We start from the raw sequence: 25280 nt of genomic DNA, 5'->3' as shown, positions 1-25280 counted from the left end.
CGCAGATGACAGCGGACGAGTCGCCCCGATACCTCTGGACGGAACGCCAGATAAAGGCAGGCCGCGGACAAGGCGCCGGTCAGAACTACCTCCCTTGGATCCATGTCCGCGACTTCTCCTCAAGGGGAAAGGCGAGCCGGTTCAAGAGCTGGAAGAGCGGTCGGGTGATCCAGTGCTTCTCGGATATCGAGACCGCGTTTGCCTATCTGCTCGAGTGGTCGGACGCGGTCGTCGACTACTACGAACAGTTTCCCCTGCTGCCGCTCGAGGAGACCCTCGTGCTGGCAGAACGCATCGGTGCGCGTATCCCGGTGGATGATGGCGAGCCTAGGGTGAGGACCACCGACTTTGTGATCGACCTTCAGGCAGAGGACCAAGTCCTCCGCCAGGCGCGCTTTATTAAGCCCGCGAAAGACTTGAGCAAGAGAGCGCAGGTGCTTGGTTTGGAGTTGGAGAGGCAGTTTTGGGAAGCGCGTTGCGTCGATTGGGCGATCGTTACCGAGGCGGAAATTCCCTGGGCAATGGCCCAGAACATCGAATGGGTTCATAGCGTCCAGATGCTTGAAGACCAAGAGTACATAGCATCACTCCCGCTGCCAGACATCCTGCCGACACTTCGAACTGCCATCGAGGCAAAGGACGAGTCCTTGGCCCATGCGTGTCTAGGCGTTGATCGCAAACTTGGTATTGAGCCAGGGACGTGCCTGTTCCTGGTCAGGCATCAATTGGCGAATAAATCGTGGCGCATCGACATGCGCGAGCCAATTAGGACACATGAAGTCTTGGGTCTCCTGCCCGACTCATTCGAACCCGAACAACTCGAAAGGGGGGTGGCATGAGTAGCCTGCCCGCCATTGGCATGGTCGTACAGCGAGTCAGTAAGAAGCAGGGGCCAGTTCAGCGAGAACGCATCCTCTGGCTGGATCGGGCACAGGATGTTGCAGTAACGATAGCGCTGGACGATGACAAGGCGCTTCCAAAGATGATGTCCGCCAAGAAGCTCGATCAAGCCTGGGATAAAGGCGATTTGACTCCTGGTGTGGACGAGTTCGTCTATCTGACGACTCGTGAAATCAAGCATGCGGAGCGACTCGAGAGAAACTGGAGTGCCGTCGAAAGCATTGTCCAAGACGACCCAAGGTGCTTCGATCGTGTACTTCGTGCAAGCCTCTTGACCCAGGCAGAGAAGGAGAGTGGTCGCAAGCGCGATACCTTGATTCGCGACCTGCGTCGTTACTGGCAAAGCGGAAAGCAGAAGAACGCTTTGGCCACCAACTATGACCGGTCAAGTGCCGCTGCATTGATGGCAATGTCCCGCGCATGGTCGCCGATGCTCTCCAAGGCGCGGGCCACTGTTAGTACCGGGATCAAGTCGGCCTTTGACAGTCGTTTCTCGGCGAGTTCGTCCAGGACGTCGCCGAGCAGGATGTCGTACCAATCGTCGAGGAAGGTTTCTTCGGACACAACGCGTTGGATTCGCCCCAAGTTCTGGGGCGTCAGGCAGTCCTGGCAGGCACCGAGTTGCACCAGGGTGAGTTCAATAACGTGGTGAACCTGGTCTGCCGTGTCACCAGGTAGCGCAGGCATCGGGTGCGGAAGGCGGCGGGCCAGGTCAGACAGGAGCTGATCGATGCGTCGCAAGTCGTTGGCGATGCGCAGCGCGGAAACCGCACGAACGGCGCTGCCGCCGTGGCTCGCCAGCCCCTCGATCACCCATGCCTCGATGCGTTGCAGATGCTGGGCTTCATCGTCCTGCATTGCGTCGAGCCCGTTTGAACGCTCCAAAGTGCGTGTCACCTGAGCCAGACGGGCTTGGCACGTTCGTGCCGACTCGGTGAGGGCATCGACGATCCGTTTAAAACCGGACTCCGCACTCGAACTGCTCATGACCAGCTCCCGGGAGACATTGGGGCTTGTCTTCCTTCGATTATTCTAACATACTAGAAGCATGGATATGAAAGAAGCCGTTACTGCCCTAGGTGCGCTGGCCCATGCCTCCCGTCTCGCGATTTTTCGTCATCTGGTCGAATTGGGGCCGGAAGGCGCATTCCCGGGTGATTTGATCCATAAGTTCGACTTCCCCCCGGCGACGGTGTCCTTTCATCTGAAGACCCTCGCGCATGCTGGCCTGATTGAAGCCGAGCAGCAGGGGCGCTACATCCGCTACCGGGCGAACTTCTCGGAGATGCAGGACTTGGTCGACTACCTGACCCAGAACTGTTGCGGAGGTGACCCCTCCAAATGCGCACCTGCCGCGAATGCGTTGCCGGCCGAGGTCGCCATCCCCGTCAAATCCATCCGCGTCCGGTGATGCCGTCCATGCCGATCAAGGTGCTGTTTCTCTGCACCGCCAATTCCGCCCGCAGCATCCTGTTCGCCGCCACGCTCAACCACCTGGGCCAAGGCCGCTTCGAAGCACACAGCGCGGGCAGTCAACCCGCAGGTTTCGTGAATCCGAATGCGTTGATCGAGCTTGGGCGACGGGGGATTCCTGCCGAAGGCGCCCGCAGCAAGTCGTGGGACGAATATGCAGGTTCCGATGCCGCCGCGTTTGATGTGGTGGTCACGGTGTGCGACAGCGCGGCGAATGAGTCGTGCCCCGTCTTCTACGGTAATTTCGTGAAGGCGCATTGGGGCCTGCCGGATCCGGCCTCGATCAATGGCGATCCCGCTATCGTCGAGGATGCGTTTCGTCGCACCGAAGACGTAATCGTGACGCGGCTTCAGGCGCTCATCGGGCTGCCCGTGGAAGCGCTGAGCCGCGAGGCGCTGCAACAAGCGCTAGTCGACATCGATGCGCGGTTTCCCGCAAGGCCGCTTGAGGGAAACCGCGCATGAGCAACATGCTCCTTGAGGCGGAAAACGCACCGCTCTCCAAGCGCATGGGACTCTTCGAGCGGCACCTGACGCTCTGGGTCATGCTTTGCATGGGTGCCGGAACGCTGCTCGGCTACGCGTTCCCGGGCCTATTCGCTCGAATGGGTGCTGCGGAAATCGCCAAGGTCAATCTGCCGGTCGCGGTGTTGATCTGGCTCATGATCATTCCGATGCTGCTGAAGATCGACTTCGGCGCCATGCGCCAGGTCAGCGGACACTGGCGTGGCATCGGCGTCACGGTCTTCGTCAATTGGGCGGTCAAGCCATTCTCGATGGCCTTGCTGGGATGGTTCTTCATCCGTCACGTCTTCGCGCCTTACTTGCCCGCGGAGCAACTCGACTCCTATGTCGCCGGCCTGATCCTATTGGCAGCAGCACCTTGTACTGCGATGGTGTTCGTATGGAGCAACCTGTGCGATGGCGACCCACAGTTCACGCTCAGCCAGGTTGCGCTGAACGACCTGATCATGGTGGTCGCGTTCGCGCCTATCGTGGGCTTACTGCTCGGCATCTCGTCGATTGCGGTGCCGTGGTCGACGCTCCTGCTGTCCGTGGCGCTCTACATAGTCGTTCCGGTGATCATCGCTGCGATCATTCGTCGTGCTGTGCTGCGTCGAGGCGGTGAACAGGCGCTGGCAGCTCTGCTGCGCCGACTTGGCCCGCTCTCGCTTATCGCGCTGCTGCTGACCCTGATGTTGCTGTTTGGATTCCAAGGTCGCCAGATCATCGACCAGCCCCTCATCATCGCCATGCTCGCGGTGCCGATCCTGATCCAGGTTTATCTCAACTCGGGCTTGGCCTATTGGCTCAACCGAAAGCTGGGTGTGGCGCACTGCGTGGCGGGGCCTTCGGCGCTGATTGGCGCGAGCAATTTCTTCGAATTGGCGGTCGCTACCGCGGTTGCGGTCTTTGGCGTCCATTCGGGCGCCGCACTGGCCACCGTCGTCGGCGTGCTCGTAGAAGTGCCGGTGATGCTCTCCGTCGTTCGCATCGTCAATTCCAGCAAGTCCTGGTACGCCACCCGTGCCTGAAGGCATCGTTTGATTCCTGTGAGGTTTCGCATGAAAGACCATTACAACGTTCTGTTCCTGTGCACCGGAAACTCCGCGCGTAGCCAGATGGCGGAAGCGCTGGCTAAATCGCTGGGCCGCAACCGCCTGCGCGACTTCAGCGCGGGTAGCCATCCGAAGGGGGAGGTGCATCCGATCGCCCTGCAAGTGTTGAAGAGCGCGGGGATATCGACGGAAGGGCTGCGCAGCAAAAGTTGGGACGAGTTCGCGGGACCGGATGCGCCGGAGATGGATCTCATCATTACCGTGTGTGATCGCGCCGCCGGAGAGCAATGCCCAGTCTGGCCGGGGCATCCCCTGACTGCGCACTGGAGCTTGTCGGATCCGGCACATGCCACGGGGACACACGAGCAGGTCCAAAAGGCCTTCACCAATGCCATACATGCGCTGCAGCAGCGAATTTCTTTGCTGCTGTCACTGCCTCTGGAGGGGCTGGATCGCCTCGCTGCGCAAACCAGATTGCACCGGATCAACGAAAACTCGGCCACCACCGATTTCCATCTTTAACCTGTAGACATCACTCATGACCATTCGTGTTGGCATCAACGGCTTCGGCCGCATGGGTCGCCTGACCCTGCGTGCGGCCTGGGGCAAGCCCAATCTTCAGTTCGTGCAGATCAACGATCCAGCCGGCGATGCCGCGACGCTCGCGCATTTGCTGAACTTCGATTCCGTGCATGGCCGTTGGGGCCATCAAGCGACCGTGGATGGCGATGCGCTGGTCATCGACGGCCAGCGGATTCCGGTGACCCGCAACAAGGAGCTCGCGGCGACCGACTGGTCTGGGTGCGACGTGGTGCTTGAAGCCTCCGGCAAGTTCCGCAAGCCCGACGTGCTACAGCCGTACCTAGACCAGGGCGTGAAGCGCGTCGTGGTGACTGCGCCCATCAAGTCGGCCGGCACCCTCGACATCGTGATGGGCGTGAACCATCAACGCTTCGATCCAGCACAGCACCGCATTGTGTCGGCTGCGTCGTGTACAACCAACTGCCTCGCGCCGGTGGTGAAAGTCATCCACGAAAAGCTGGGCATCCGTCACGGCAGCCTCACCACGATCCACAGCCTGACCAACACCCAGGTGATCGTCGATGCTCCGCACAAGGATCTGCGTCGCGCCCGTTCCTGTGGGGCAAGCCTGATTCCGACCTCGACGGGTTCGGCCACCGCGATCGCCGAGATATTCCCGGAGCTCAAGGGGCGTCTCAACGGCCATGCGGTTCGCGTGCCGCTGACGAATGCTTCGCTGACCGACTGCGTGTTCGAAGTTGAGGGCGCCACCACGGTCGAGGAAGTGAACCGCCTGCTGCAGGAAGCCTCAGAAGGCGAGCTCAAGGACATCCTGGGCTACGAAACGCGGCCGTTGGTTTCGATCGACTTCCTGCACGATCCGCGTTCCAGCATCGTCGATGCCATGTCTACGCTGGTCATCAACGGCACGCAGGTCAAGATCTACGCCTGGTACGACAATGAGTGGGGCTACGTGAACCGGACGGCTGAGCTCATGCAGCTGGTCGGAAACGCGGATCGATAATCGCCATGCTCGCACGCCTGTCGCCGGACGTTCGCCAGTACCTGTTGATCACAGGCAACTACTGGGCGTTCACCCTCACCGATGGCGCGCTGCGCATGCTCGTAGTGCTGCACTTTCATGCGCTTGGGTACAGCCCGCTGCAGGTTGCGCTACTGTTCCTGTTCTACGAGATCTTCGGTGTCATCACCAATCTCGTCGGCGGTTGGCTGGGTGCCCGCATCGGGCTCAATCGCACCATGAACATCGGTTTGGCGATGCAGGTCGTGGCCTTGTCGATGCTGCTGGTACCTGCGGGGTGGTTGACGGTGCCTTGGGTGATGTCCGCGCAGGCGCTGTCCGGCATCGCCAAGGACCTCAACAAGATGAGCGCCAAGAGCAGCATCAAGCTGCTGGTGCCGGGCGATCAGCAGGGCACGCTGTTCCGCTGGGTGGCGGCGTTGACCGGATCAAAGAATGCGCTCAAGGGCATCGGGTTCTTCCTGGGCGGCGCGTTGCTTACCTGGGTGGGGTTCGGTCCTGCCGTGACCTTCATGGCAGGCGCGTTACTGTTGGTCTGGTTGTTGAGCATGGCCCTGCTCAAGCGCGATCTGGGCAAGGCCAAGAGCAAGCCGAAGTTTCGCGACATCTTTTCCAAGAGCCGCGCGATCAACCTTCTGTCAGCGGCGCGCCTGTTCCTGTTCGGTGCTCGTGATGTCTGGTTTGTCGTGGCATTGCCGGTGTTCCTCGCCACGCAGCTGGGGTGGGATTTCTGGAAGATTGGCGGGTTCCTGGCCCTGTGGATCATTGGCTATGGGATCGTCCAATCGTTCGCGCCGTATCTCACGGGTTTGCGCAGCGGTAAGCTGCCGGACGGACGCGCGGCCTTCGGCTGGGCGGTGGTGCTGGCCGTAGTGCCCGCCGTCATGGCGCTCCTGTTGGCGCAAGGACAGTCGCCACAAGTGGTTCTGATTACGGGTCTGCTGTTGTTCGGCGTGCTGTTCGCAATCAATTCGTCGCTACATAGCTATCTGATCGTGAGCTATGCCAGTGAAGATGGGGTCTCGCTCGACGTCGGCTTCTACTACATGGCTAATGCATTAGGACGATTGGTCGGCACCATCTTGTCCGGCTGGGTGTTCCAGTCGGCCGGTATCGGTGCATGCCTTGTCATCTCATCGATCATGGTGGTGGTTGCCGCTCTTATTTCGGTGCTGCTTCCGCGTCACAGGCAGCAAGGGCTAGATGCTAATTAGTCGCTATGGGACGATTGTGGGATGACCGCAATTGATGTGACAGAAACGCATTTCCTTGAGTGCAGAAGCTACAGGGGAAACGCCGTGGGCACGGTGGCGTATTACGTGATCAATGCCCTGCCGAAGCAAGAGGGAGTGCCTAAGGTCATCCATGTCACCCCTCGAGAACTGGCCTCGCATAACGCCTTCAAGATGGTATTGCTCCGGCATCGCATTCTTTATACGGCCTCGCGCTCCGAGCACGGCAAGAATCTAATGCAACTGTTCAAGGTGCCGCCGCAATCCGTCTAGCGGAGCCATGCAGTCCTCTCATGGCTTGGATATAGTTGGTAGCGACAACTAGCTGCCGGATCAGCCCGGTGCCAGCCGAGGGGCAGCGATCGTGATGGGGAAGGCGAGATGACGCCGCGGAAGATCGCGGCAGTGGAAGGTAATCAGCAGGCGGCGGGGGTGAACGGGCCCGCGCGGTTCAATCCATTCGCGTTGGCCATCCGACGGCCACTCACAGAAGAAGAGGTGATCGACGAAGTCGCTCGTACGCCTCGGGTCTATGAGGGCGAGTGCGAACTGTCGCCGTATGCTCGCCGCGAATTGGTGATGCGCCTGGATGATTTTGTCGAGCCACTGCCGCGATTTTTCGAGCTGGAGAATCGCATTTCCGGAATGATTCGCGCGGGCTACGCACGCCGCAATCCGCTTCCATTGGGCCTACAGCGGCAGTTGGTTGAGAAGCAGGGTTTGGATCAGCGTGAATTCACCACTCCTGCTCCGATTACATTGGCACCAGGGCTTTCTTTGATCGGTTTCAGCGACGTCGGTAAGACAACCGCTGTCTCCTCAGTGCTCAGTCTGCACTCGCAGTTGCATATCCATGAGAGCTTCCAAGGCGTGCCATTTCATCGCACACAGCTGGTCTGGGCGCGGGTGGCATGTCCGCCATCTGGCGGAGCACGGACGTTGCTGATGAACATCTTCCAAGAGTTTGACCGGCTATTGGGGACCGACAATCACCGCCGATTCGACAACTCCCGACGTTCTGGTCCCGAACTGATTCCCAATCTGGTCGACATCATGAGCACGCTTGGTCTTGGGCTGTTGGTCATCGATGAAATCCAGCGATTGGTCCGTATGGGGGATGAGGAGGCGAGCCTACTACTGGATGTTTTCACTCATTTGCGTACCGAAATTCATACGCCCGTGATGTTGATCGGTACGCCGAAGGCCATGAGCGTGCTCAATAGTGGGTTCGAGCAGGGGCGACGCAATACGTCACTGGGGCACATCGACTGGCAGCCGATGGATAACGACGACACTTGGGCCTTCTTCGTCGAACAGATGTGGAAGCTGCAGTGGCTTTCCAAGCCTACACCACTCACCGAGAAGCTTCAGAACGCACTGTACGAGTGGTCGCAGGGCATCACGGATATTGCCGTCAAGATTTTCAAGATGGCGCAGTACACCGTGATTGGCGCGGACGATGAGAAGCTGACGCCGGAATTGTTCGAGGTCGTGGTGCGTACCGAGTTTGCCTGGTTCGTTCCCTGGATCCCGTATTTGAAGCGCCGCGATCCAAAACTCATGAGCGGCGAGTTTGATCGATTGTTCGAGCCCAATGCCAAGAAAGGCAGACGAAAGTCGCAAGTGGCTGCTGCGCCGGATTTATCGAACGCACTTCTCCACGCCGGCGTAAAACCCGAAGAACTGCACGATGTGCTGGCGGGATTGAGGCAGCGACGTGAGGCTGAAACGGCCGCTGCAGCCGGAACTCCAGCGACCTCGGTGAAGCCTGCCAAAGCGCCGAACAAGAAAAAAGCCCCCGCGCCTGCGGAAACGGCGTCGGGCCTCACCCTGTGGGAGTTGGTGCAACAACAACCACACTTGTCGGGGCATGACGCATTACTTGAAGCCGGCCATGTACGCTTGCCGGGCGCGCTTGGCTTTTGACCGGAAGATTATTGTTCTTTCCGGTCGCCGCACCGGATGAACTGCTGTACAGCCTGTTGGCGCGCTATGCGCGCATGGCCGGCGGATTATCACCGCGGCAGGCAATGGCGCAGGTGCTTGGATCCGAGAATCGGGCGGCAGCCTGGGATCTTCCATGCCATCTGGGGGGTTGGCCAAGGCATTAAAAATGCCAGCGACCGATCTGATTGATAGGCATACGCTGCTTCCGTATTACGGCTCTGTGCTGTTGCCTGGGCGTCGGCGGATGCTCAAGCAGTGGATGATTGGAAGTCGCCACGGTGATGATATCCATGCGGCTGTTGGCGTGACGGCTAGCGCCGTAGCGGCCACACGCCAACTTCGTTACTGCGCGCAGTGCGCTAAAGACGATGCACGGGAATGGGGTGCACCTGTCTGGCGGCGTCTGCATCAATGCCCGGGTGTGATTTGGTGTCCGATCCATGCCCGTCCATTGATTGAAAGCCGCGTGGTGCTGTCTGCGCGCAGCCATAAGCACCAGGCTGTTGATCTCCGCGCGGCCATGCGAACCGATGACAAGGAGTTGCGGATTCTTGACCCGGAACGCGCGTCGGCCATTGCCGTGCGATCGCAGGAATTGTTTGCAGGTAAAGGCCCGATCGGCGCGAATGCTTGGCGCCGGCACCACTTAGACTTCATGCGTCGCGGTGGTTGGCTGACATCAGGCGGTCGTGTGCGGTGGGCGTCGTTGCTGCCTGAGGCGCGATCCGGCCTGCCGATGGCGTGGTGGCAATTCCTGGATGTGCGCACCGACATCGAGCATTCATCACATTGGATCGCAGCGCTAGTGCGCTCACCACGCAAGAGCTCGCACCCCCTCCAGCATCTGATGATGGAAGCGTTGCTGACGGAGCTGACGTCTGACGTATCTGCCAGAAGCGCCTCGAAGCCAAGGCAACGGCCTCGATCATCCACACAGGTCAAGGCCGAATCGAAAGTCGTGGCCGCGGATCGGCGAGCGTGGCGCGAGCTTTCCGCTCAATTTCCAACGGCGGGGGCAAAGGTCTGGCGACTGAAGCGTCCCGATCTGTACATGCGGCTCTATCGGCACAGCCCGGTCTGGTTGCGCGCTTGGAACGCCGTTCGCCGAAAGTCGCAAATGGCTGCTCGTCCAGGCCGCATCGATTGGAAAAGCCGCGACCGAGAGCTGACCCGGAAACTCCCTGCTGCGTTCGGCGCCCTGGTGACCGGCGCTCACAGCAAGCGGCATCGCGTATCGGTCGCAAGCCTGCAACGGCAGTTGAGGATGACCGGCGTGCATCAAAATCAGTTGGCCAAGCTACCAAAACTTCGTGTGGCGCTGGATCGATGGTCAGAAACTCAAGAGCAGTTCCTGAAGCGCCGGTTGGCAAACGCAGTGCGGGAGTGGGCTCAGCACTATGCCCATGCCCCGGAGCCTTGGCAGCTTCTACGCTCGGCGCGTGTTCGCTCGCCTTGGACTGACCGTGCAAAGGCGCTAGCTCGTTCCGCAATCAACCTCTACCCTTGGCTGCAGCGGCAGTGCTCGCAAGCGACACAGGACGTGCAGGATGCAGATCAAGGATTGGCCTCTGGGCCCGCATGCCCAGGCGACACTGGTCGCCGTCGGGTCTCCTGATGCTCGGGGCCGTGGGCGGCAATGGCGAACCCATGCCTATTTCGCGGATAGCAAGGGCGATGTATTCGACTTGAGGTTGCCATGGGGGCTGTTGGCCTGGCTCGGTCTTCGTCAACGGCTATCTCACCGGGCATGCCGTGGCGCACGAACCACTCAATGTGGAATTGGAAGCGCAGCCTCGACTGCTGTCCTGGGCCGAAGCCACGCATGGCGAGCCTGGATGGATGCGTTTGCCGGCGCTACAGGATGAGTATTGCCTAGCATTTCAGCTGGAGCGTGGTCGGCTCGTTATCCCGTGTATACAGGTCTTGCGCGCATTCCTTGCGCAAACCAGGATGATCTCGCACGCCCTCCTGCGGCCTCTCATCCTCAGTGAACTTGCGAGTGGCGAGTTGCGCGGTGACGAAGCAAGGCTGCATATCGCGGCTTTAGTGCCACAAGGGACAGTGACGAAGGCGTTTGGACGTTATCTTGCCAAACTGCTCTTTGAGTCCGCTTGGGCTGAGTCCTTTTCGGACGTGTTCCATCATCGATTTGCGGAAGCGCAGCGCAAGTGCATCGACAGACATGATCGGGTTCCGTTGCAGTGCCTTCCCCCTCAAGCATCTTCGTCACGATGGAAAGTCGTAGGTCACTATCTCGGGTCAGGGGATTTCTTCATCAGCGACGTTTTGGGCACGTTATCCCGCAGCAAGCCGCCTTATCGGACGCTTCTGGTCTTTCATAACAAGAAGGGGCCACCACCCAAGAATCCAGGCATGTCGTTAGCGGTTGAAACGGACAAAGGCGCTGGGAAGGAAAAGCCATCGCGTGCCGGAAACAATCAAGATCCAAAGGGCGTTGGGCAGCCGACATTGGTGCGTCAACGGGTCATCGAGCATGACGATTCGGATCCTGCACGGGTCTTCGATATTTATTCCAGCAGGAAGCAGGGTGGCGCACAAAATAGCGGTGGTGGCGAAGGTAGCGAAGCCAGATTGCCGCCGCCAGAGGCTCCACTCAGCTTCGATGACGAACGACGTCCGGGCGGGAGAACGAGCGCCGAATTTCTTGGCATTCCAGGGCGCGATGCCACGCCGCTGCATTTCGAAATCTTCATCCAGGCATTCCAGAATGCAATCGAATCCCGTGCCGGCTGGACGCTGCAATTCAGCATCCAGGCATTGTCTGATCATGTGCCGGCCTGCCAGCCGCCTGACCGGCTGGTCATGTTCGGTCGGCTCAAGACGCCAAATGTGCTCGGGTATCTGATCGAAGTAGAGCCCTTGGAAGGACAGACCTCCTATACCTTGGCTGTCGTGCGGCGAAATGGCTCCGAATCGGCCACGATCAAGGAAATAGGGGCTAAATTGCCGAGATGGCTGACGGGCCTTGGCCGGTCCCATGTATCCGAATTGCTCAAAGATGATCCTGACTAACGTGTCATGCTGTCGACGCACCGCGACCTAGGAAGACAAAAATGGGCGCTGCGGATCCTAGAAAAGATCGATCCACCGGAGAAAAGGCCGGCATGGACCCGCGGCGTGGCTGGTTGATGCTCTGGGACGTTTCTATAGCAGCGAGCACAGGGGCAGTCCCTGGTCTTTCCCGATCGCCAGATACACCAAAGCATTGCGGGTGACTGAGAAGGTCTTCTTTGTTCACTCTATGAGAGCGCACTAGGGCAGAACCCGATATGCGGGGATCTTGTGTACTACCTCAACTGTTTTGTTACTTTGACCGTGACTCTAATGTCGAGCCCCAGGAGACCCGGCGTTTTGTTCGGTGTGGGGCCGCGCTTAAGGCCCGCGGTGAAGGTTCAGGGCAGTGAGTAGACCCAGGCGCGGGCGATGGCTTCCAGTCCCTGCTGGTCGTCGGCATCGAAGCGCGCGAGCTTGGGGCTGTCGATGTCGAGTACGCCGATCAGTACGCCATCCTTGATCAATGGAATGACAATTTCCGATTGGGATGCGGAATCACATGCAATGTGTCCGGGAAACGCATGCACGTCTTCGACGCGTTGTGTTTCGCGCGTGCGGGCCGCCGCGCCACACACGCCCTTGTCGAGCGGGATGCGGACACAGGCGGGCAGGCCTTGGAAAGGACCGACGACCAACTCATGGCCGTCGTATAAGTAGAAGCCGGCCCAGTTGAGATCCGGCAGCGCGTTGAACAGCAGCGCGGAAAGATTGGCCGCATTGGCGATCAGGTCACGTTCGCCATGCAGCAGGGCTTCGGCCTGTTGCAACAGTTGCGCATATTGCGCGGGCTTGTCGCCGGTCAATCGGGATGCGATAAACATGTGCTCAGTGTAGCTGATCGCTCGATATCGGCAGGGGACAACGATGAAACGCGACAAGGATGGATTTTTGCTGCGGGGTGAGGAGGTCACCAGGCTCGAGGCTTTCGTGGATGCCTCGTTCGCCTTCGCGATGACCTTGCTGGTGATTTTCTTCAACGAACTGCCGGACACGGTCGCCGAACTCCGGGAAGCACTCTGGCGCGTGCCCACGTTCGCACTGTCCTTCATCTTGCTATCGACGTTCTGGCTGGGCCACAACCGCTGGAGCCGGCGCTTCGGACTCGAGGATGGCGTGACGACCGTCCTTAGCCTGGCGTTCGTGCTGGTGGTGCTGGTATTCGTCTATCCCTTGCGGATGGTGCTCTCGGCATTCTTGAACACCATCAGTGGCGGCGCCTTGCCAAGCGAACTGGGGATCGATCGCGCCAACATCGTCGGCGACATGATGACCGCCTTCATCGTGTATGGATTCGGCGTGGGCTTGCTGAGCATCATCCTGTGGCTGCTCAATCGTCACTCCCTGCGCCAGGCCGATGCCTTGGCGTTGGAACCCCGCGAGCGGCACCTCCTGGTGGCGGAGCGTGACATGCATGCTATCCAGGCAGTCATCGCCGCGGCCAGCATCCTGACCTGCATGTTGATGTTGGTTTGGCAACCCGAGCCAGGGTTCTTGCTGAGCCTGCCGATGTGGTTGTACGCCCTGAATTCGTTCCTGCTGCCCTGGCACTGGACGCGCGCCGAGCGTCGAATGCCGAGGGACGAGGTGCGGGTTGCCGATAATGCACCGATGCCACCGCCTGCCACTGACGACAAGTAATGCCGACCGCCTACATCACCGGCACCGATACCGAGATCGGCAAGACCTTCGTGACTTGCGCGTTGTTGCGCGATGCACGCGCATCGGCGCAGCGCATCATCGGCATGAAACCGGTGGCGAGCGGGTGCATCGAGACGGTGGAAGGCTGGCGGAGCGAGGACGCGCTTGCGCATATCGAAGCCGATGGTTTGGATGCGGCGTACATCGACCGCAATCCCTATGCGCTGCCGCTGCCTGTCGCACCGGAGATCGCGGCGCGAGACGCAGGCGTGGCCATCGACTTAAGCAACATCACCCAAGCCTATGCGCGATTGCGTGCTGCGCATGAGGGTGTATTGGTCGAAGGCGTGGGTGGTTGGCTGGCGCCGCTCACCGAAACGCTGGAACAGGCCGATGTCGTGCGTGCGCTCCAACTGCCGGTGTTGATGGTGGTGGGGATGCGGTTGGGGTGCGTGCATCAGGCACGTGCGACGCAGCGCGCGATCATCGGTGATGGATGCGAATTCGCAGGCTGGATCGCCAACCCCGTCGAACCGTTGATGGCGAGCTTCGATGACAACCTCGCCATCCTCACCCGCGTGCTGGGCCAGCCGCCGATGCAGGTGATGCCGCCGCGTCTGTGAATCACACGCATAAAAAAACCGGCAGCCGAAGCTGCCGGTTTTCGCGTCCTGCAAAAAGGGCAGGATCAATCGATCAACGACGCGCCTTCTTGGCGGTGGTCTTCACGACCTTCTCGGCCTCGGCCTGGGCCTTGGCGGCCACCTGCTCGATTTCACCCTTGGCGATCTGGGCGATGGCTTCGTTGGTCTTGACCGTGCGGTCGTAGATTTCCTGGCCGGCGGCGATCGCGCGCTCGGTGTTCTCGCGGGTAACCTGGACGCCAGCCGGAACGACGTCGCGCAGGCCGTTGAAGTCGCGGGCCTCGGTCAGCTGGTTCCAGAACGCGAAGGTCGCGTTGGCGTTCCCTTCGATCGCGGCGATCTGCAGGCCGAAGACCTGCTCGGCGTTCTCGATGGCGAGACGGTTGACACGGGCCGCAGTCTCAGCGAACTGGCGCGTAGCGGCGGCGAACTGCTCATTGAACTGCTGCTGGTACATGGTGTGTTCCTCGAAATGGGGACGAACAAGCCGGGATATCCGACTTGTGCGGTGCAGCATAACAGGAATTTTGTGCGATGCAACAAATCGGGGCGATTTGTTCCTGAACGTTCAGCTTCAGGCGGCGGCAGGCCCGCTGTAGCGGCAGCCCGAGGTGCAGGTCTCATGCACCACCACGGCCGATAGCAGGGGCAGGTCGGGCTTGAGCTGGTCCCAGATCCACTCGGCCAAGCGCTCGCTGGTGGGATTCTCGAGGCCGGGGATGTCGTTCAAATAGTGATGGTCCAGCTGGTCGTACAGCGGCTGGAAGGCGCGCTTCACGTCCGCAAAGTCCATCACCCAGCCCATCTGCGGGTTGACTGGGCCACTGACGTGAAGCTCCACCCGGAACGAGTGCCCGTGCAGGCGCGCGCACTTGTGGCCTTCCGGCACGTTGGGCAGGCGGTGTGCGGCTTCCAGGGTGAAGACCTTGAAGATGTCCATGTGATGCGGCTTCGGCTGGTGGCCCGGCGATGCTAGCAAGTCGGGCAGGTGGGCGGCGCGTCGGGCGGGGCGGGTGGCCCGAAACGAAGAAACCCGCGTCGCCGCGGGCTTCTGGAGATGGTGGCTATGGGTGGACTCGAACCACCGACCCCGTCATTATGAGTGACGTGCTCTAACCGGCTGAGCTACATAGCCGTCGACGCGCAAGCGCGGCGAGCCGGCAATTCTGCACCCTCGTGCTTCCATCGTCAATCAATACGGCGCCGACTTGTCCGCTCGCGCCGGGCATGGCACATTCGGGTCAGCGGGGCGTTGTCCCCAACACCTTAGGAGTCCGCGTCGTGATCGATCCGGACGGTTATCGCCCCAACGTGGGTATCGTGCTCATGCACCCGGACGGTCGGGTGTTCTGGGCCCGCCGGGTACGCCGGGATGGCTGGCAGTTCCCACAGGGCGGCATGAATTCCGACGAGACACCGTTGGAGGCCATGTATCGCGAGTTGCGCGAAGAAACCGGCTTGTTGCCCGAACATGTTGACGTACTGGGAGCCACCCCGGGCTGGCTGCGTTATCGCCTGCCGCCGCGCGCCATTCGTCACCGTGACCGGCTGGTGTGCATCGGCCAGAAACAGGTGTGGTTCCTGCTCCAGCTCAAGGGGCAGGAGGAAGACGTGCGCCTCGACATGACGGACCACCCCGAGTTCGACCATTGGCGCTGGGTCGATTTCTGGTATCCGGTCCAGAATGTGGTGATGTTCAAGCGCGGCGTGTATTCGCGGGCCTTGCAGCATCTGGCGCCGCTAGCGCGGGATATCGCCGGTGCCCAAGCGGTGCCTCAGCCCAACCGGGATGTACGTGGCTTCAGCGCGAAGCGCCCTCGTCGTCGGCCGCCACAAGTCGGCCAGCGGGGTAACGGGTCAGGCAGGCCGGGCGAGGGCGGTGGCGGTGACCGCTAAGCGACATCACCCCATCAGCGAGGTGGATCAAGCGGCGGTGCATCCGTGGCAGGTTGCGGGTCCAGCAGGCGACGCGCGCCGCGAGCCAACTTTCGCCATACCCACCAGACCAGTAGTGCGAAAACCACCGTGACCGTCACCACGATCGCCAGGGCGATCCACGGGTGCGAGAACGCCAGTGCCAGGCCGCCGACCGTCATCACGTCTTCGCCGACTGAGGCGGTCCAGTTGGTGACCGGTTCGGGCGAGGTGTTCAGCGCCGCGCGCGTGGTGGATTTGAGGAAGTGACTGGTCAGCGTGACGCCGGCACCTGCCGCCAGCACGCCGGGCCCCAGGCTGCCATCGGGCGACATCGCCGCGGCGGCGAGGAACGCGCCAGCCGGGACACGCAGTAAGGTGTGCAAGAGATCCCAGCCGCTGTCCACGCCCGGGATTTTGTCGGCGAAGAATTCCGCGATGGCGAGTGCGCCGGATACGCCCAGTACCCAGGGGGATTCGGTCGCCTGCAAGGCTTGTGGCAGGTCGATCCAGCCCATCGCACCGGCGATGCCGACGCCGAAGACTGTCAGGTACACGCGTATACCCGCCAGCCAGGCCAGCAGGATACCGATCGCGAATACGTGGGCTTCCGACATCGAGCCCATCGAGATCGAAGGCAGGTCGACTTCAGGAAGGCCGAGCAAACCGAAAAGCACCATGATGTTGTCCCCCGCAGGTGGCCGCCACGGGCCACACGGCACGAGTATATGCAGCAGGCTTGCTTGATGGTGGCTTAAGCGGTATCACGGGCTCATGAATTCGAGCAAACGCGAGATTCGTCCGGGACGCATCTGGATTCCCTGGCTGCTGGCCATCGTCTTCCTGTTGGCAGCGCTGCTGGTTGGGCTGACCGCCTGGGGCTATCGACAGGATGCGCGCACCGCGCGCGCGGAGGCCGGGGCAGGCGGGGAAGGCGCACGGATGCAGCAAGAGATCGCCAATCTGCGCCAATCGGACCAGATCAGCCGCCAAGCGATGCTGGATCTGCAAAACACACTGACCGAGCGCGATGAGCAGATCGCGGCCCTGCGTGCAGACCTCGACTTTTACGAGCGCTTCGTCAGCCCGGACGTGCAGCGCCGTGGTCTGTCTGTGCACGCCGCACATGTCCGCCCGCAGGCCGCCGAAAACGTCTGGGGCTTCGAGCTGACCCTCACCCAAGGCCGCGAGCAAGCCGGCACCAGTCGCGGCAATGTGCAGCTAACGGTCGAAGGCAGTCGAAACGGCAAGTTGGAGCAGCTGGATTGGGCCGACTTGCGCCAAAAGCCGGATGCTCCCGCCATCGACTATCAATTGCGTTATCTGCAACGCGTCAGCGGCGAATTCGCGCTGCCCGCGGGTTTCACGCCCACCCGCCTGATCGTTCAGCTGAAACCGGCATCCGGCAAGGCCGTGGAGACGGCGTTCAATTGGAAAGACATCGCCGGCGCTTGATGCAAGGGACTGCTGCCCCCATCCTTGTCACATGGAAACGCAGATCGATACCGCCGCGCCGGGCTACCAGCAGCTGGACGCGCCGCTCACCTTCACCGAGGCCGCGGCCGCGAAAGTGCGCGAGCTGATCAATGAGGAAGGCAACGCGGACCTCAAGTTGCGCGTGTATATCCAGGGCGGCGGCTGCTCCGGCTTTCAGTACGGCTTCGAGTTCGACGAGAACCAGGCCGAGGACGACCTGGCCGTCATCACCAATGGCGTGACCTTGTTGGTTGATCCGCTCAGCCTGCAATACCTGATGGAAGCGACGGTGGATTACACCGAGACCTTGGCCGGCGCGCAGTTCTCCATCCGCAATCCCAACGCCAAGACCACCTGCGGCTGCGGCTCCTCGTTCACGGTTTGATCGATGACGACAAACTTCGCTTTCGTCGCCGAGCCGCTGGATCGCGCCGACGAATGGCGAAGTGATGCGGCCAAGCTGGACGCATTGCGCGCGACATCGCACTGCCTGCTGCTGGATGCCAAGGGCTTCGTCGCCGTCGATGATGAAGGTCGTTTTCGCGCCGACATCGGTGCGCCCAGTGATGCTGTCTTTCTTGGCCGACGCGGCGATGACGCCTGGTTCGCCGCATCGCGTGACACGCTCTACACCGATGACGAAGCCCGCATCGACCTGCGCGGCGCTGCTGCGCAATGGCCTGCGTTCGATTCAACCTTGTTTGCACAAGCGCGCGCCGTCCTGCACTGGCGTGCGACGCACAGGTTCTGCCCGAATTGCGGTAACCCGCTGACGTATTCGCATGGCGGTTGGCAAGGCGATTGCAGGGGATGTGGGCGCGCCGAATATCCACGCACCGATCCGGCGGTGATCGTTGCAGTCAGTGATGGCGAGCGTCTGTTGCTCGGTCGCCAGTCCACGTGGCCTGCGCGGCGCTATTCGACGCTGGCCGGTTTCGTCGAGCCCGGTGAGTCCTTGGAGGCCGCGATCGCACGCGAGGTGTGGGAAGAAAGCCGCGTGCGTGTGCTTGGGTCGCGTTACCTAGCCTCGCAACCGTGGCCATTCCCCGGCTCGCTCATGTTGGGCTTCATCGCCGATGCTGAAAGCGACATCCCGCAAACCGCACAAGACGAGTTGGAAGATGCGCGCTGGTTCAGTCGCGAGGAAGTTGAAGCCTCATTGCGCGAAGATCGAGAAGATGCGCCGCTACGCGTCTCGCCGCCTTTGTCGATATCGCGCTGGTTGATCGAGCAATGGGCAAAGGGCGAGCGGGCTTGAGTATGTTGAAAACGAGCAGCGATGCTTCATGATCAAAAAAGCCGGGCAATGCCCGGCTTTTCGCAGTGGTGCACTGCTTGTTGCATCAACGGCCGCCCGGGGTCGGGTTAGGGCTGGGGCCCGGAGAGGGCGTAGACGGTGCCGGGCAGTCTACGCCTGGGCAACCTTCATCGTCACAACCGGTCAGGGTGGCTGTGCCAAACAACAGGCCCAGGGCGATCAAAAAGCGCAGGGATTGATTAATGGAACCTTCCTTGTCAAAACTTGGGGGATAGCCGCTCAACTCAGCGAGGGGCCATCGGATAGTTTCAGCGTGTTCGTCAAGCGCGCGTCAAGGAATTGTTTAGCCCGGCGCCATCCAGCTAAATGGAGCCCAAGGCAGGTTGCGCGCGATCCAGTAGGTGGGAATCAACACCACCCACAGCATCGGCTTCGATAAAAAACGGATGATTGGTGCTGCCCAGGCAGGCTGCCAGCCACCACCCCAGGCCCAAGCCAACGCTGCGCATGGCACCAGCAACATCGCCAAGGGATTCATCGCGAACGCACGCACGATGTCGCCATGGACCAGTGCATGCAGCGCACGGGTGATGCCGCAGCCTGCGCACCAGAACCCGGTCAACGTCTGGAAAATGCACGCCGCAAACGGGCTATCGGTGGTGTTCGGGTCAAACGAATACAGCGCTGCGACACCGGCGACGGCCAACAGCACGCCGCCGAGCCACCACCCGACCTGCCGAAGCGAGATCGGGTTTGTAACCGTAGTAGTGCCCTGGCTCACTGGCCCTGCATCTGCTGCATTTGCTGCAGCTGTTCCATCATGGCTTCTTGGCCGCCGCTCATGCGCCACCAGATGTTGATGATGATGCCCAGCACCGCCAGCACGGTTGCCACGATCGCCCAGGTCTTCGCCGTGGACGAGGCGCGCATCGCGCCCGCGGCATCACCCGCCGCCAGCAGCTTGTTGACCTTGTTGGAATTGACGATGCCCACGATGCCGAGCAGGCCGAGCGGGCAGCAGGTCAAGGTGGCGATGACGGTAGACACAATGGTCCACACCATGTGGTTCGGGATGTTGCCGTTCGCGGTATTCATGGATTCCGATTCCCCGGATACGTGCCAGCCCATGCCGGCCTCGCCCCGATGTTCGCAGCAACCGCGCGACATGCGCAACCGTCAGGCATCATTGCCTCGCAGTGCACGCACCTTGTCTTCCAGCAGCGCAGCGGTGGCGGTACGCCCATCGATAGGGTCGCCAACTACCACTTCCACATGCGCGCGGAAGCGCCGCGGCAGGCGCATGCGCCGCATCCGCGAATCGCGGTGGCTCCACATGCTGCTCCACATCCCGCGCAGGGCCATCGGCACCACCGGCACCGGGCGGCCTGCATCGGCGGCACGCTTAAGGATGCGCTCCACGCCCGACTTGAACGCCGCGATATCGCCGTCCTTGGTCAATGCGCCCTCGGGGAAGATGCCGACCAATTCGCCTGCCGCGAGCGCGGCGTCGATTTCGTCGAAGGCTTTCTGCATCAACTCCGGGTTTTCGCGTGCACCGGCAATCGGGATCGCACGTGCCGTGCGAAAGATCCAAGACATGACCGGGATGTTGAAGATCTTGTAATACATGACGAAGCGCACCGGACGCGGGATCACGCCGGACAGAATCAGCGCATCCATGTAACTGACGTGGTTGCATACGATCAACGCAGCTCCTTCATCCGGCACGTATTTCTCAATGCCATGCACGCGCAATCTATACAGTGTGCGCATCATCAGCCAGCTGACGAAGCGCATCGCGAACTCGGGCACGATGCTGAAGATCCACAACGATACCAGCACGCCTACGACCGCAAGTGCATGGAAGAGTTGCGGGATCGTCCATCCCAGTTTTTCCTGCAACGCGATGCCACCGATCGCCGCAATGACGATGAAAATCGCGTTCTGGATGTTCATGCCGGCGATAACGCGCGATGTTTCCTCGCGCGGGGTGCGGCTCTGGATAAGCGCGAACAACGGCACCACAAAGAACCCCGAGAACACGCCAATGCCCGCCAAGTCCATCACGATGCGCCAGCTGCCGGGCTCCGCCATGAAGCCCATGACATCCAGGCCCGTCACCGTTGCAGGATCAGGCCGGGCGAAATACAGATCCAGCAAGAAGCCGCTCATGCCTAGCGCACCCAGCGGCACCAGGCCGATTTCCACCACGCGCCCGGAAAGTTTTTCGCACAAGAGCGAGCCGATGCCCACGCCAATCGAGAACACTGCCAGCGCAAACACGTACAAGGTTTGCGTGCCGCCCAGATAAGTTTCCGCATATACCGGCAAGTTGCCGGTGAGCACCGTGCCAACAAACCAGAACCAGCTGACGCCCAGCACCGCGTTGCGCACCGCCAACTGCTTGCGCGTGAGGCGCCAGGCTTTGAGCGACTCTGACCAGAGGTTCCAATTGATCTTGAGGTCTGGCGTGACCGAAGGCACAGACGGGATCATCCGGCTCACCAGATTGCCGGCGATAGCAAGCGCGATTACCAGTAAACCTGCAATCATCGGCGCGGCATCGCCCCCCAGCGCAAACACCAGGCCGCCGATCAACATGCCGATCAGGATGGAGATGGACGTGCCCATCTCCACCAAGCCATTGCCGCCGGTGAGCTCTTCGGGCTTGAGCACCGCCGGCAAGATCGAATATTTCACCGGCCCAAACAGCGTGCTTTGCATACCCGTGGCAAACAAAGCCACCAACAGTACCGGCATCGATTGCAACCAGAAGCCGAGCGCTGCGACTGACATGATGGCGATTTCCATCGCCGTGGTGATGCGGATCAGGCGCGCCTTGTCCGTGCGCTCGGCAAACTGTCCGGCCACAGCCGAGAACAAGAAGTAGGGCAGGATGAAGATGGCTGGCGCCAATTGCGTGTACGTGCCGCGCAGGCCAGGGTCGATGGTGCCGGCCACCGCCATTGCACCCAGTAAGCCGATGATCGCTTGCCTGAAAACATTGTCATTGAATGCACCCAGCGCCTGCACGAAGAAGTACGGCAAGAAGCGTCGTTGGCGGAGTAGATCGAATTGCGAATGGGCCATGAATCCCCCAGGGTTGGGCGGAGGATAGCGGAAGCGGATGCAATTCCGACGTTGGCTCAGGCGGCAGGCGGGTCCACGTATCGCATGGCGACGTTGCAACGCTCATAACGCGCGCCGTACTCCGCCATGATCTCGGCATCGTGCTGGAAGCCCAGTTTCTCGTAGAGATGGATCGCGGCGGCGCATTTGGCGTTGGTAAGCAGATAAAGCGGGTCTGCGCCCAAGTCATTCGCGCGTTCTATCACCGCAGCCAACAAAAACTCACCTGCTTTCAGGCCGCGCGCGGATTCACGCACGCCCATCTTGGTCAGTTCGAAGCTGGTGGGGCCGGTCTTTTGCAAAGCACAGGGACCCACTATCCCAAGATCGGGTGCCTCGACGAATAGGATTTGGCCACCGGGCGCGATGATGCGTTCGCGTGGGTTTTGCAGCACTTCTCGGTCCGTGGCTTCCAGCCGAAACATGCTGTTGATCCACTCGGCGTTGATGTCATGGAAATCTTGGGCGAGGGCGTCTTCAAATTCGCGGATGACTAGACCGTTGATCACGGGCGCTCCAGGGTGGATGGCGTGGCCAGTGAATCATCGCGCAAATGGGGTCGATGCTGCATCGGACAGGTCAAGGCGTCGATGCGGCTTCGTTATGGAGGTCAGCGCGCATGAGGGAGGTCGCTTTGATCAACTCGGGAAAAAACGCCTCGAAGGCGGCGTCCGCGTTGGCCTCGTCAGCATGCAACACAGGCAGGCAGGCCCGTAGTTTGTCGCCGTTGCGTGAGAGGCGGGTACTGATGCCGCGGATCGCGCCATCCACGCTATCGCGATGACGATAGCTGCCCAGCCAGTCTTCTGCGGCCATATGTGGGGCGATGCGTTTCAGGCGTGGCGGAAGTTGTTCGTGGTGTTCATCCAATATGCGGTAGACGCGCGCAGTGAAGTCTGACAATGGCGTGTCGTTCCACTGCGACCAATCCCGCGCCAACAGATGGTCGAAGTACACATCCAGCACGATGCCGGCAAAGCGCCTTAAATCACCAAAGCCTGCGCGCGCGGCGGTCACTGCGGGATGCGTGTCGGTGTAGCGGTCAATGCGCCGGTGCAGAAGGATTTCGTGCGTGACCTCTAGCGGCCAATCCAGTAGCGCCACTTGGCCATGGATGAAGTCGCCCAGCAGGCCGCCCAGGAGGGCTTCGTCGCTGTGTCTAGCCAGCCAAGTGTGGGCGAGGTAATTCATGGGAACAGCATAGGTCCAAGGGCCGGCCGACCGTGGAAGAGCCAATCTTGGCCGTCGTCGCGGCAAATGAGATGGGTAGTAATTACCATGTATGGCATTAGTCCTATCCGAATAAGTTGATTGATGGATACACAGGTAAGAACGCCACAAGCCATCTTCATGCAGCCGCAGCGATTGCTGGTGCCGCTGTTTCAGCGCCCCTATGTATGGAACGAAGAGCTCCAATGGGAGCCGCTATGGAAAGACCTTGAGCGTGTGGCCACGCGCCTGCTTGAGGCTCCCGTCGGCACGCCTCAGGCACCGCACTTCTTAGGTGCAGTGGTTTTGCAGCAGTTGCAGAATCCAATTGCAGACCTACAGCAACGCACCATCATCGACGGCCAACAGCGCCTGACTACATTGCAGTTGTTGTTGGATGCGCTACACACGGAGATCGAGCAGGTTGGTGCCAAGATGCCCGCAGCGCGTCTGGTCCGACTCATCGCCAACGAAGACGCTTTCTGTACTCAACGCGAAGATCGCTTCAAGGTCTGGCCTACTAATCGTGATCGCGAGGCCTTCAACGAGGTCATGGACGCGCCCGCACCCGTCGACTACGCCCAGCTTAAGCACAAGAATTCGCGGATGGCCAAGTCGCACCAGTTTTTTGCGGAGAAGGCCCGTGCCTGGCTCAGCCAACAAGGCCCCGAGCACGTCGCCACCCGCGCCGATGCCATCGAGCGCAGCGCGCGCGAGCTGCTACAGATCGTGGTCATCGACCTCACGGCCAGCGAAAACGCGCAGGAAATCTTCGAAACCCTTAATGCCCGCGGCGCCGTGCTCACCGCGGCCGATTTGATCAAAAACTTCGTGTTCCAGCGCCTACTGGAGCAGGGCGCCAATGTCGAAGAGGCCTACGACAACTACTGGAAGCAGTTCGAGACCGCCTTCTGGGAGCAAGAAGTCAGCGTTGGCCGGGTCATCCACCAGCGCTCGTCGGTGTTCCTCAACCATTGGCTGGTCGTGCAGACCGGCGAGGAAGTTCTGGCCCGCGAAGTGTTTTCCGGCTTCAAGACCTATGCGGATTTCCAATCCGGCAAGACCATGATGGAGCTGTTGCAAGAGATTCACCGCGCCGCAGCCATCTACCGAGCGTTCACCGAAAAGGGCGAACAGCTCGATGGCCCGCTGGACCGCGTCGGCCTGTTTGCTTACCGCGCCAAGACGCTGGAGAGCGAAGTCGTCAAGCCCGTGCTGTTGGCCCTGCTGGACCACCCTTCTGGCCCGCTACCGCAGGCGCAGGTGGATGCCGCGCTCGACGTGCTGGAAAGCTGGCTAGCGCGGCGCATGCTGATTCGCGCGACGGCAAAGGCCTACAACAAGTTGATGGCCGACGTGGTGTCGGTCGTGCGCAACACCCCGCCGCAGCAGGTCGGCCAGGCGGTGCGTGACCACTTCTCTTCGCAGGGCGGCGAGTCCGCCTATTGGCCCGACGATGCCGAAGTGCGCGCCGAGCTGGCTACCATGCCGGTGTACCGCAAGCTGAGCCGCGCGCGTCTGCGGATGGTGTTGGAATCCATCGAAGACCACTGGCGCGGATGGGTACCCGGCCAGACCTCCGCGGCGGGCATGCGCATCCGCCGCGCCAGCTACGCCATCGAACACCTCATGCCACAGTCCTGGCTTAAGCACTGGCCACTCACTGCTGGCATGCCTGAGCCCGAGCGCGAAGCCCGCATCCACCGCCTAGGTAACCTCACCCTGCTCACCAAGAAGCTCAACAGCACCGTCTCCAACGGCGCCTGGTTGGGCACCAAGGGCAAGGCCGAACACCTGCAAGAGAAAGACGTGGTGCTGCTCAACAGCCGTGTGCTCAAGACCCATCAGGCCAATCAGTGGGATGAGCCCGCTATTGATGCCCGCACCCATGACGCTATCGAAGCGATCCTGGCTATCTGGCCGGTGCCACCGGGGCACAAGATCAGTTTGGTGCGTGAAAAGTCTGACGGTGCCCCTAATGTGGAGGTCAGGGATCTGCTGAACGCTGGCTATGTCCACGCGGGGCAGACGCTCTATTCCTTACCGGACAAATACAAAGGCCACACGGCGACCATCCTGTCCGATGGCCGCATCGAGTACGACGGCCAGATTTACGACAGTCTCTCCCGTGCCGGCATTGCCGTGCGCAAGAAGAACACCAATGGCTGGTACTTCTGGGGGCCCAAGCCCACCGGGCAGCGGCGGATGCGGGATGTGCGGGCGGATTACCTGGAGCAAATCGCCACTAACGCGGACGATTAA

Annotated in this window: 27 protein-coding genes, 1 tRNA gene and 2 pseudogenes; 19 read left to right on the top strand and 11 right to left on the bottom strand. The window is 60.8% G+C overall.

The genetic code is table 11. The features are described from left to right. Window positions 1-5 precede the first annotated feature (5 nt). Complete coding sequence (locus BW989_RS11735) at window positions 6-839, top strand: TnsA endonuclease C-terminal domain-containing protein (protein WP_076588513.1); 834 nt, start codon at window positions 6-8, stop codon at window positions 837-839. A gap of 436 nt (window positions 840-1275) precedes the next feature. On the opposite strand, the gene BW989_RS11730 is transcribed toward BW989_RS11735, so the two are convergent. Next, window positions 1276-1887, bottom strand: a complete 612-nt coding sequence (locus BW989_RS11730; RefSeq protein WP_083688568.1) for a PhoU domain-containing protein — start codon at window positions 1885-1887, stop codon at window positions 1276-1278. Window positions 1888-1948: 61 nt separating this feature from the next. Here BW989_RS11730 and BW989_RS11725 point away from each other — a divergent pair, with 61 nt between their 5' ends. The 11 genes and pseudogenes from BW989_RS11725 to BW989_RS12495 all read left to right on the top strand — a co-directional run bounded on the left by BW989_RS11725 (window position 1949) and on the right by BW989_RS12495 (window position 11708). After that, window positions 1949-2311, top strand: a complete 363-nt coding sequence (locus tag BW989_RS11725; RefSeq protein ID WP_076588509.1) for an ArsR/SmtB family transcription factor — start codon at window positions 1949-1951, stop codon at window positions 2309-2311. 8 nt (window positions 2312-2319) lie between these two features. Continuing rightward, a complete protein-coding gene (locus tag BW989_RS11720) occupies window positions 2320-2838 on the top strand; it encodes an arsenate reductase ArsC (protein ID WP_076588606.1) in 519 nt (172 codons plus the stop codon). Between the two features lie 44 nt (window positions 2839-2882). Beyond that, window positions 2883-3908 carry an ACR3 family arsenite efflux transporter gene (gene arsB / locus BW989_RS11715; RefSeq protein WP_076588604.1) on the top strand — a complete coding sequence of 342 codons (1026 nt, stop codon included), beginning with the start codon at window positions 2883-2885 and terminating at the stop codon, window positions 3906-3908. 30 nt (window positions 3909-3938) lie between these two features. After that, the gene (locus tag BW989_RS11710; protein WP_076588507.1) at window positions 3939-4454 is read left to right on the top strand and encodes an arsenate reductase ArsC; all 516 of its coding nucleotides are present in this window, start codon (window positions 3939-3941) and stop codon (window positions 4452-4454) included. Between the two features lie 16 nt (window positions 4455-4470). Beyond that, window positions 4471-5478, top strand: a complete 1008-nt coding sequence (locus BW989_RS11705) for an ArsJ-associated glyceraldehyde-3-phosphate dehydrogenase (RefSeq protein WP_076588505.1) — start codon at window positions 4471-4473, stop codon at window positions 5476-5478. 5 nt (window positions 5479-5483) lie between these two features. Then, a complete protein-coding gene (arsJ, locus tag BW989_RS11700) occupies window positions 5484-6710 on the top strand; it encodes an organoarsenical effux MFS transporter ArsJ (RefSeq protein WP_076588503.1) in 1227 nt (408 codons plus the stop codon). 21 nt (window positions 6711-6731) lie between these two features. Then, on the top strand, window positions 6732-7001 hold the full coding sequence (locus BW989_RS11695; RefSeq protein WP_129582921.1) for a hypothetical protein: 270 nt from the start codon (window positions 6732-6734) through the stop codon (window positions 6999-7001). A gap of 447 nt (window positions 7002-7448) precedes the next feature. Then, window positions 7449-8654, top strand: a complete 1206-nt coding sequence (locus BW989_RS11690) for an ATP-binding protein (RefSeq protein WP_165688605.1) — start codon at window positions 7449-7451, stop codon at window positions 8652-8654. 74 nt (window positions 8655-8728) lie between these two features. Next, window positions 8729-9069: pseudogene (locus BW989_RS13025) on the top strand (TniQ family protein); the annotation flags it as partial. 126 nt (window positions 9070-9195) lie between these two features. Continuing rightward, window positions 9196-10290 (top strand): TnsD family Tn7-like transposition protein, encoded by a 1095-nt coding sequence (locus BW989_RS11685; RefSeq protein WP_484587432.1) that lies wholly within the window; start codon window positions 9196-9198, stop codon window positions 10288-10290. Window positions 10291-10625: 335 nt separating this feature from the next. After that, a complete protein-coding gene (locus tag BW989_RS12495; protein WP_129582920.1) occupies window positions 10626-11708 on the top strand; it encodes a hypothetical protein in 1083 nt (360 codons plus the stop codon). A 380-nt stretch (window positions 11709-12088) separates the two neighbouring features. Here the strand turns inward: BW989_RS12495 and BW989_RS11675 are convergent, their stop codons facing one another. Further along, entirely contained in the window at window positions 12089-12571 is a 483-nt protein-coding gene (locus BW989_RS11675; protein WP_076588488.1) for a GAF domain-containing protein, read from the bottom strand. A gap of 43 nt (window positions 12572-12614) precedes the next feature. Between BW989_RS11675 and BW989_RS11670 the strand changes: the two genes are divergently transcribed. Then, complete coding sequence (locus BW989_RS11670) at window positions 12615-13388, top strand: TMEM175 family protein (RefSeq protein WP_076588486.1); 774 nt, start codon at window positions 12615-12617, stop codon at window positions 13386-13388. After that, window positions 13388-14011 (top strand): dethiobiotin synthase, encoded by a 624-nt coding sequence (gene bioD, locus BW989_RS11665; RefSeq protein ID WP_076588484.1) that lies wholly within the window; start codon window positions 13388-13390, stop codon window positions 14009-14011. Before BW989_RS11670 ends, bioD begins: the two co-directional genes overlap by 1 nt. A 73-nt stretch (window positions 14012-14084) precedes the next feature. On the opposite strand, the gene BW989_RS11660 is transcribed toward bioD, so the two are convergent. From BW989_RS11660 to BW989_RS11650, 3 genes are all read right to left on the bottom strand, one after another. After that, window positions 14085-14489 (bottom strand): phasin family protein, encoded by a 405-nt coding sequence (locus BW989_RS11660; RefSeq protein WP_076588482.1) that lies wholly within the window; start codon window positions 14487-14489, stop codon window positions 14085-14087. Window positions 14490-14606: 117 nt separating this feature from the next. Then, window positions 14607-14972, bottom strand: coding sequence for a 6-carboxytetrahydropterin synthase QueD (gene queD, locus BW989_RS11655; RefSeq protein WP_076588481.1), 366 nt, complete (start codon window positions 14970-14972; stop codon window positions 14607-14609). 118 nt (window positions 14973-15090) lie between these two features. Continuing rightward, window positions 15091-15167: transfer RNA gene (locus tag BW989_RS11650), tRNA-Met, on the bottom strand. A gap of 146 nt (window positions 15168-15313) precedes the next feature. Here BW989_RS11650 and BW989_RS11645 point away from each other — a divergent pair. Then, window positions 15314-15794, top strand: a pseudogene (locus BW989_RS11645) (RNA pyrophosphohydrolase); the annotation flags it as partial. 148 nt (window positions 15795-15942) lie between these two features. Here the strand turns inward: BW989_RS11645 and BW989_RS11640 are convergent. Then, window positions 15943-16563: a DUF4126 domain-containing protein gene (locus tag BW989_RS11640; protein WP_076588603.1), complete on the bottom strand. Its 621-nt coding sequence runs from the start codon at window positions 16561-16563 to the stop codon at window positions 15943-15945. 157 nt (window positions 16564-16720) lie between these two features. On the opposite strand from BW989_RS11640, the gene BW989_RS11635 reads away from it, so the two are divergent. Genes BW989_RS11635 through nudC form a run of 3 tightly spaced genes read left to right on the top strand, consistent with a single transcriptional unit; the run spans window position 16721 to window position 18680 of the window. Next, on the top strand, window positions 16721-17401 hold the full coding sequence (locus BW989_RS11635; protein ID WP_083688562.1) for a DUF6776 family protein: 681 nt from the start codon (window positions 16721-16723) through the stop codon (window positions 17399-17401). A 31-nt stretch (window positions 17402-17432) separates the two neighbouring features. Beyond that, on the top strand, window positions 17433-17807 hold the full coding sequence (erpA, locus tag BW989_RS11630) for an iron-sulfur cluster insertion protein ErpA (RefSeq protein ID WP_076588477.1): 375 nt from the start codon (window positions 17433-17435) through the stop codon (window positions 17805-17807). A 3-nt stretch (window positions 17808-17810) separates the two neighbouring features. After that, window positions 17811-18680, top strand: a complete 870-nt coding sequence (nudC, locus tag BW989_RS11625; RefSeq protein WP_076588475.1) for an NAD(+) diphosphatase — start codon at window positions 17811-17813, stop codon at window positions 18678-18680. A gap of 343 nt (window positions 18681-19023) precedes the next feature. Here nudC and BW989_RS11620 read toward each other — a convergent pair whose 3' ends face one another. The 5 genes from BW989_RS11620 to BW989_RS11600 form a co-directional block, all read right to left on the bottom strand. Beyond that, window positions 19024-19428: a DUF2752 domain-containing protein gene (locus BW989_RS11620; protein ID WP_076588599.1), complete on the bottom strand. Its 405-nt coding sequence runs from the start codon at window positions 19426-19428 to the stop codon at window positions 19024-19026. A 29-nt stretch (window positions 19429-19457) separates the two neighbouring features. Next, window positions 19458-19808, bottom strand: a complete 351-nt coding sequence (locus BW989_RS11615) for a CD225/dispanin family protein (RefSeq protein WP_076588597.1) — start codon at window positions 19806-19808, stop codon at window positions 19458-19460. A gap of 48 nt (window positions 19809-19856) precedes the next feature. Further along, window positions 19857-21770 (bottom strand): MFS transporter, encoded by a 1914-nt coding sequence (locus tag BW989_RS11610; RefSeq protein WP_076588474.1) that lies wholly within the window; start codon window positions 21768-21770, stop codon window positions 19857-19859. Window positions 21771-21826: 56 nt separating this feature from the next. After that, window positions 21827-22318 (bottom strand): GNAT family N-acetyltransferase, encoded by a 492-nt coding sequence (locus BW989_RS11605; RefSeq protein ID WP_076588473.1) that lies wholly within the window; start codon window positions 22316-22318, stop codon window positions 21827-21829. Window positions 22319-22388: 70 nt separating this feature from the next. Beyond that, the gene (locus tag BW989_RS11600) at window positions 22389-23000 is read right to left on the bottom strand and encodes an acyl carrier protein phosphodiesterase (RefSeq protein WP_076588472.1); all 612 of its coding nucleotides are present in this window, start codon (window positions 22998-23000) and stop codon (window positions 22389-22391) included. 123 nt (window positions 23001-23123) lie between these two features. Between BW989_RS11600 and BW989_RS11595 the strand changes: the two genes are divergently transcribed. Next, window positions 23124-25280: a GmrSD restriction endonuclease domain-containing protein gene (locus BW989_RS11595; protein WP_076588471.1), complete on the top strand. Its 2157-nt coding sequence runs from the start codon at window positions 23124-23126 to the stop codon at window positions 25278-25280.

The organism is Solilutibacter tolerans (genome assembly GCF_900155935.1).
In the GTDB taxonomy this organism is placed as follows: domain Bacteria; phylum Pseudomonadota; class Gammaproteobacteria; order Xanthomonadales; family Xanthomonadaceae; genus Solilutibacter; species Solilutibacter tolerans.
Note: the sequence above shows the minus strand (reverse complement) of the source record. Positions and strands in the feature narration are given on the sequence as shown.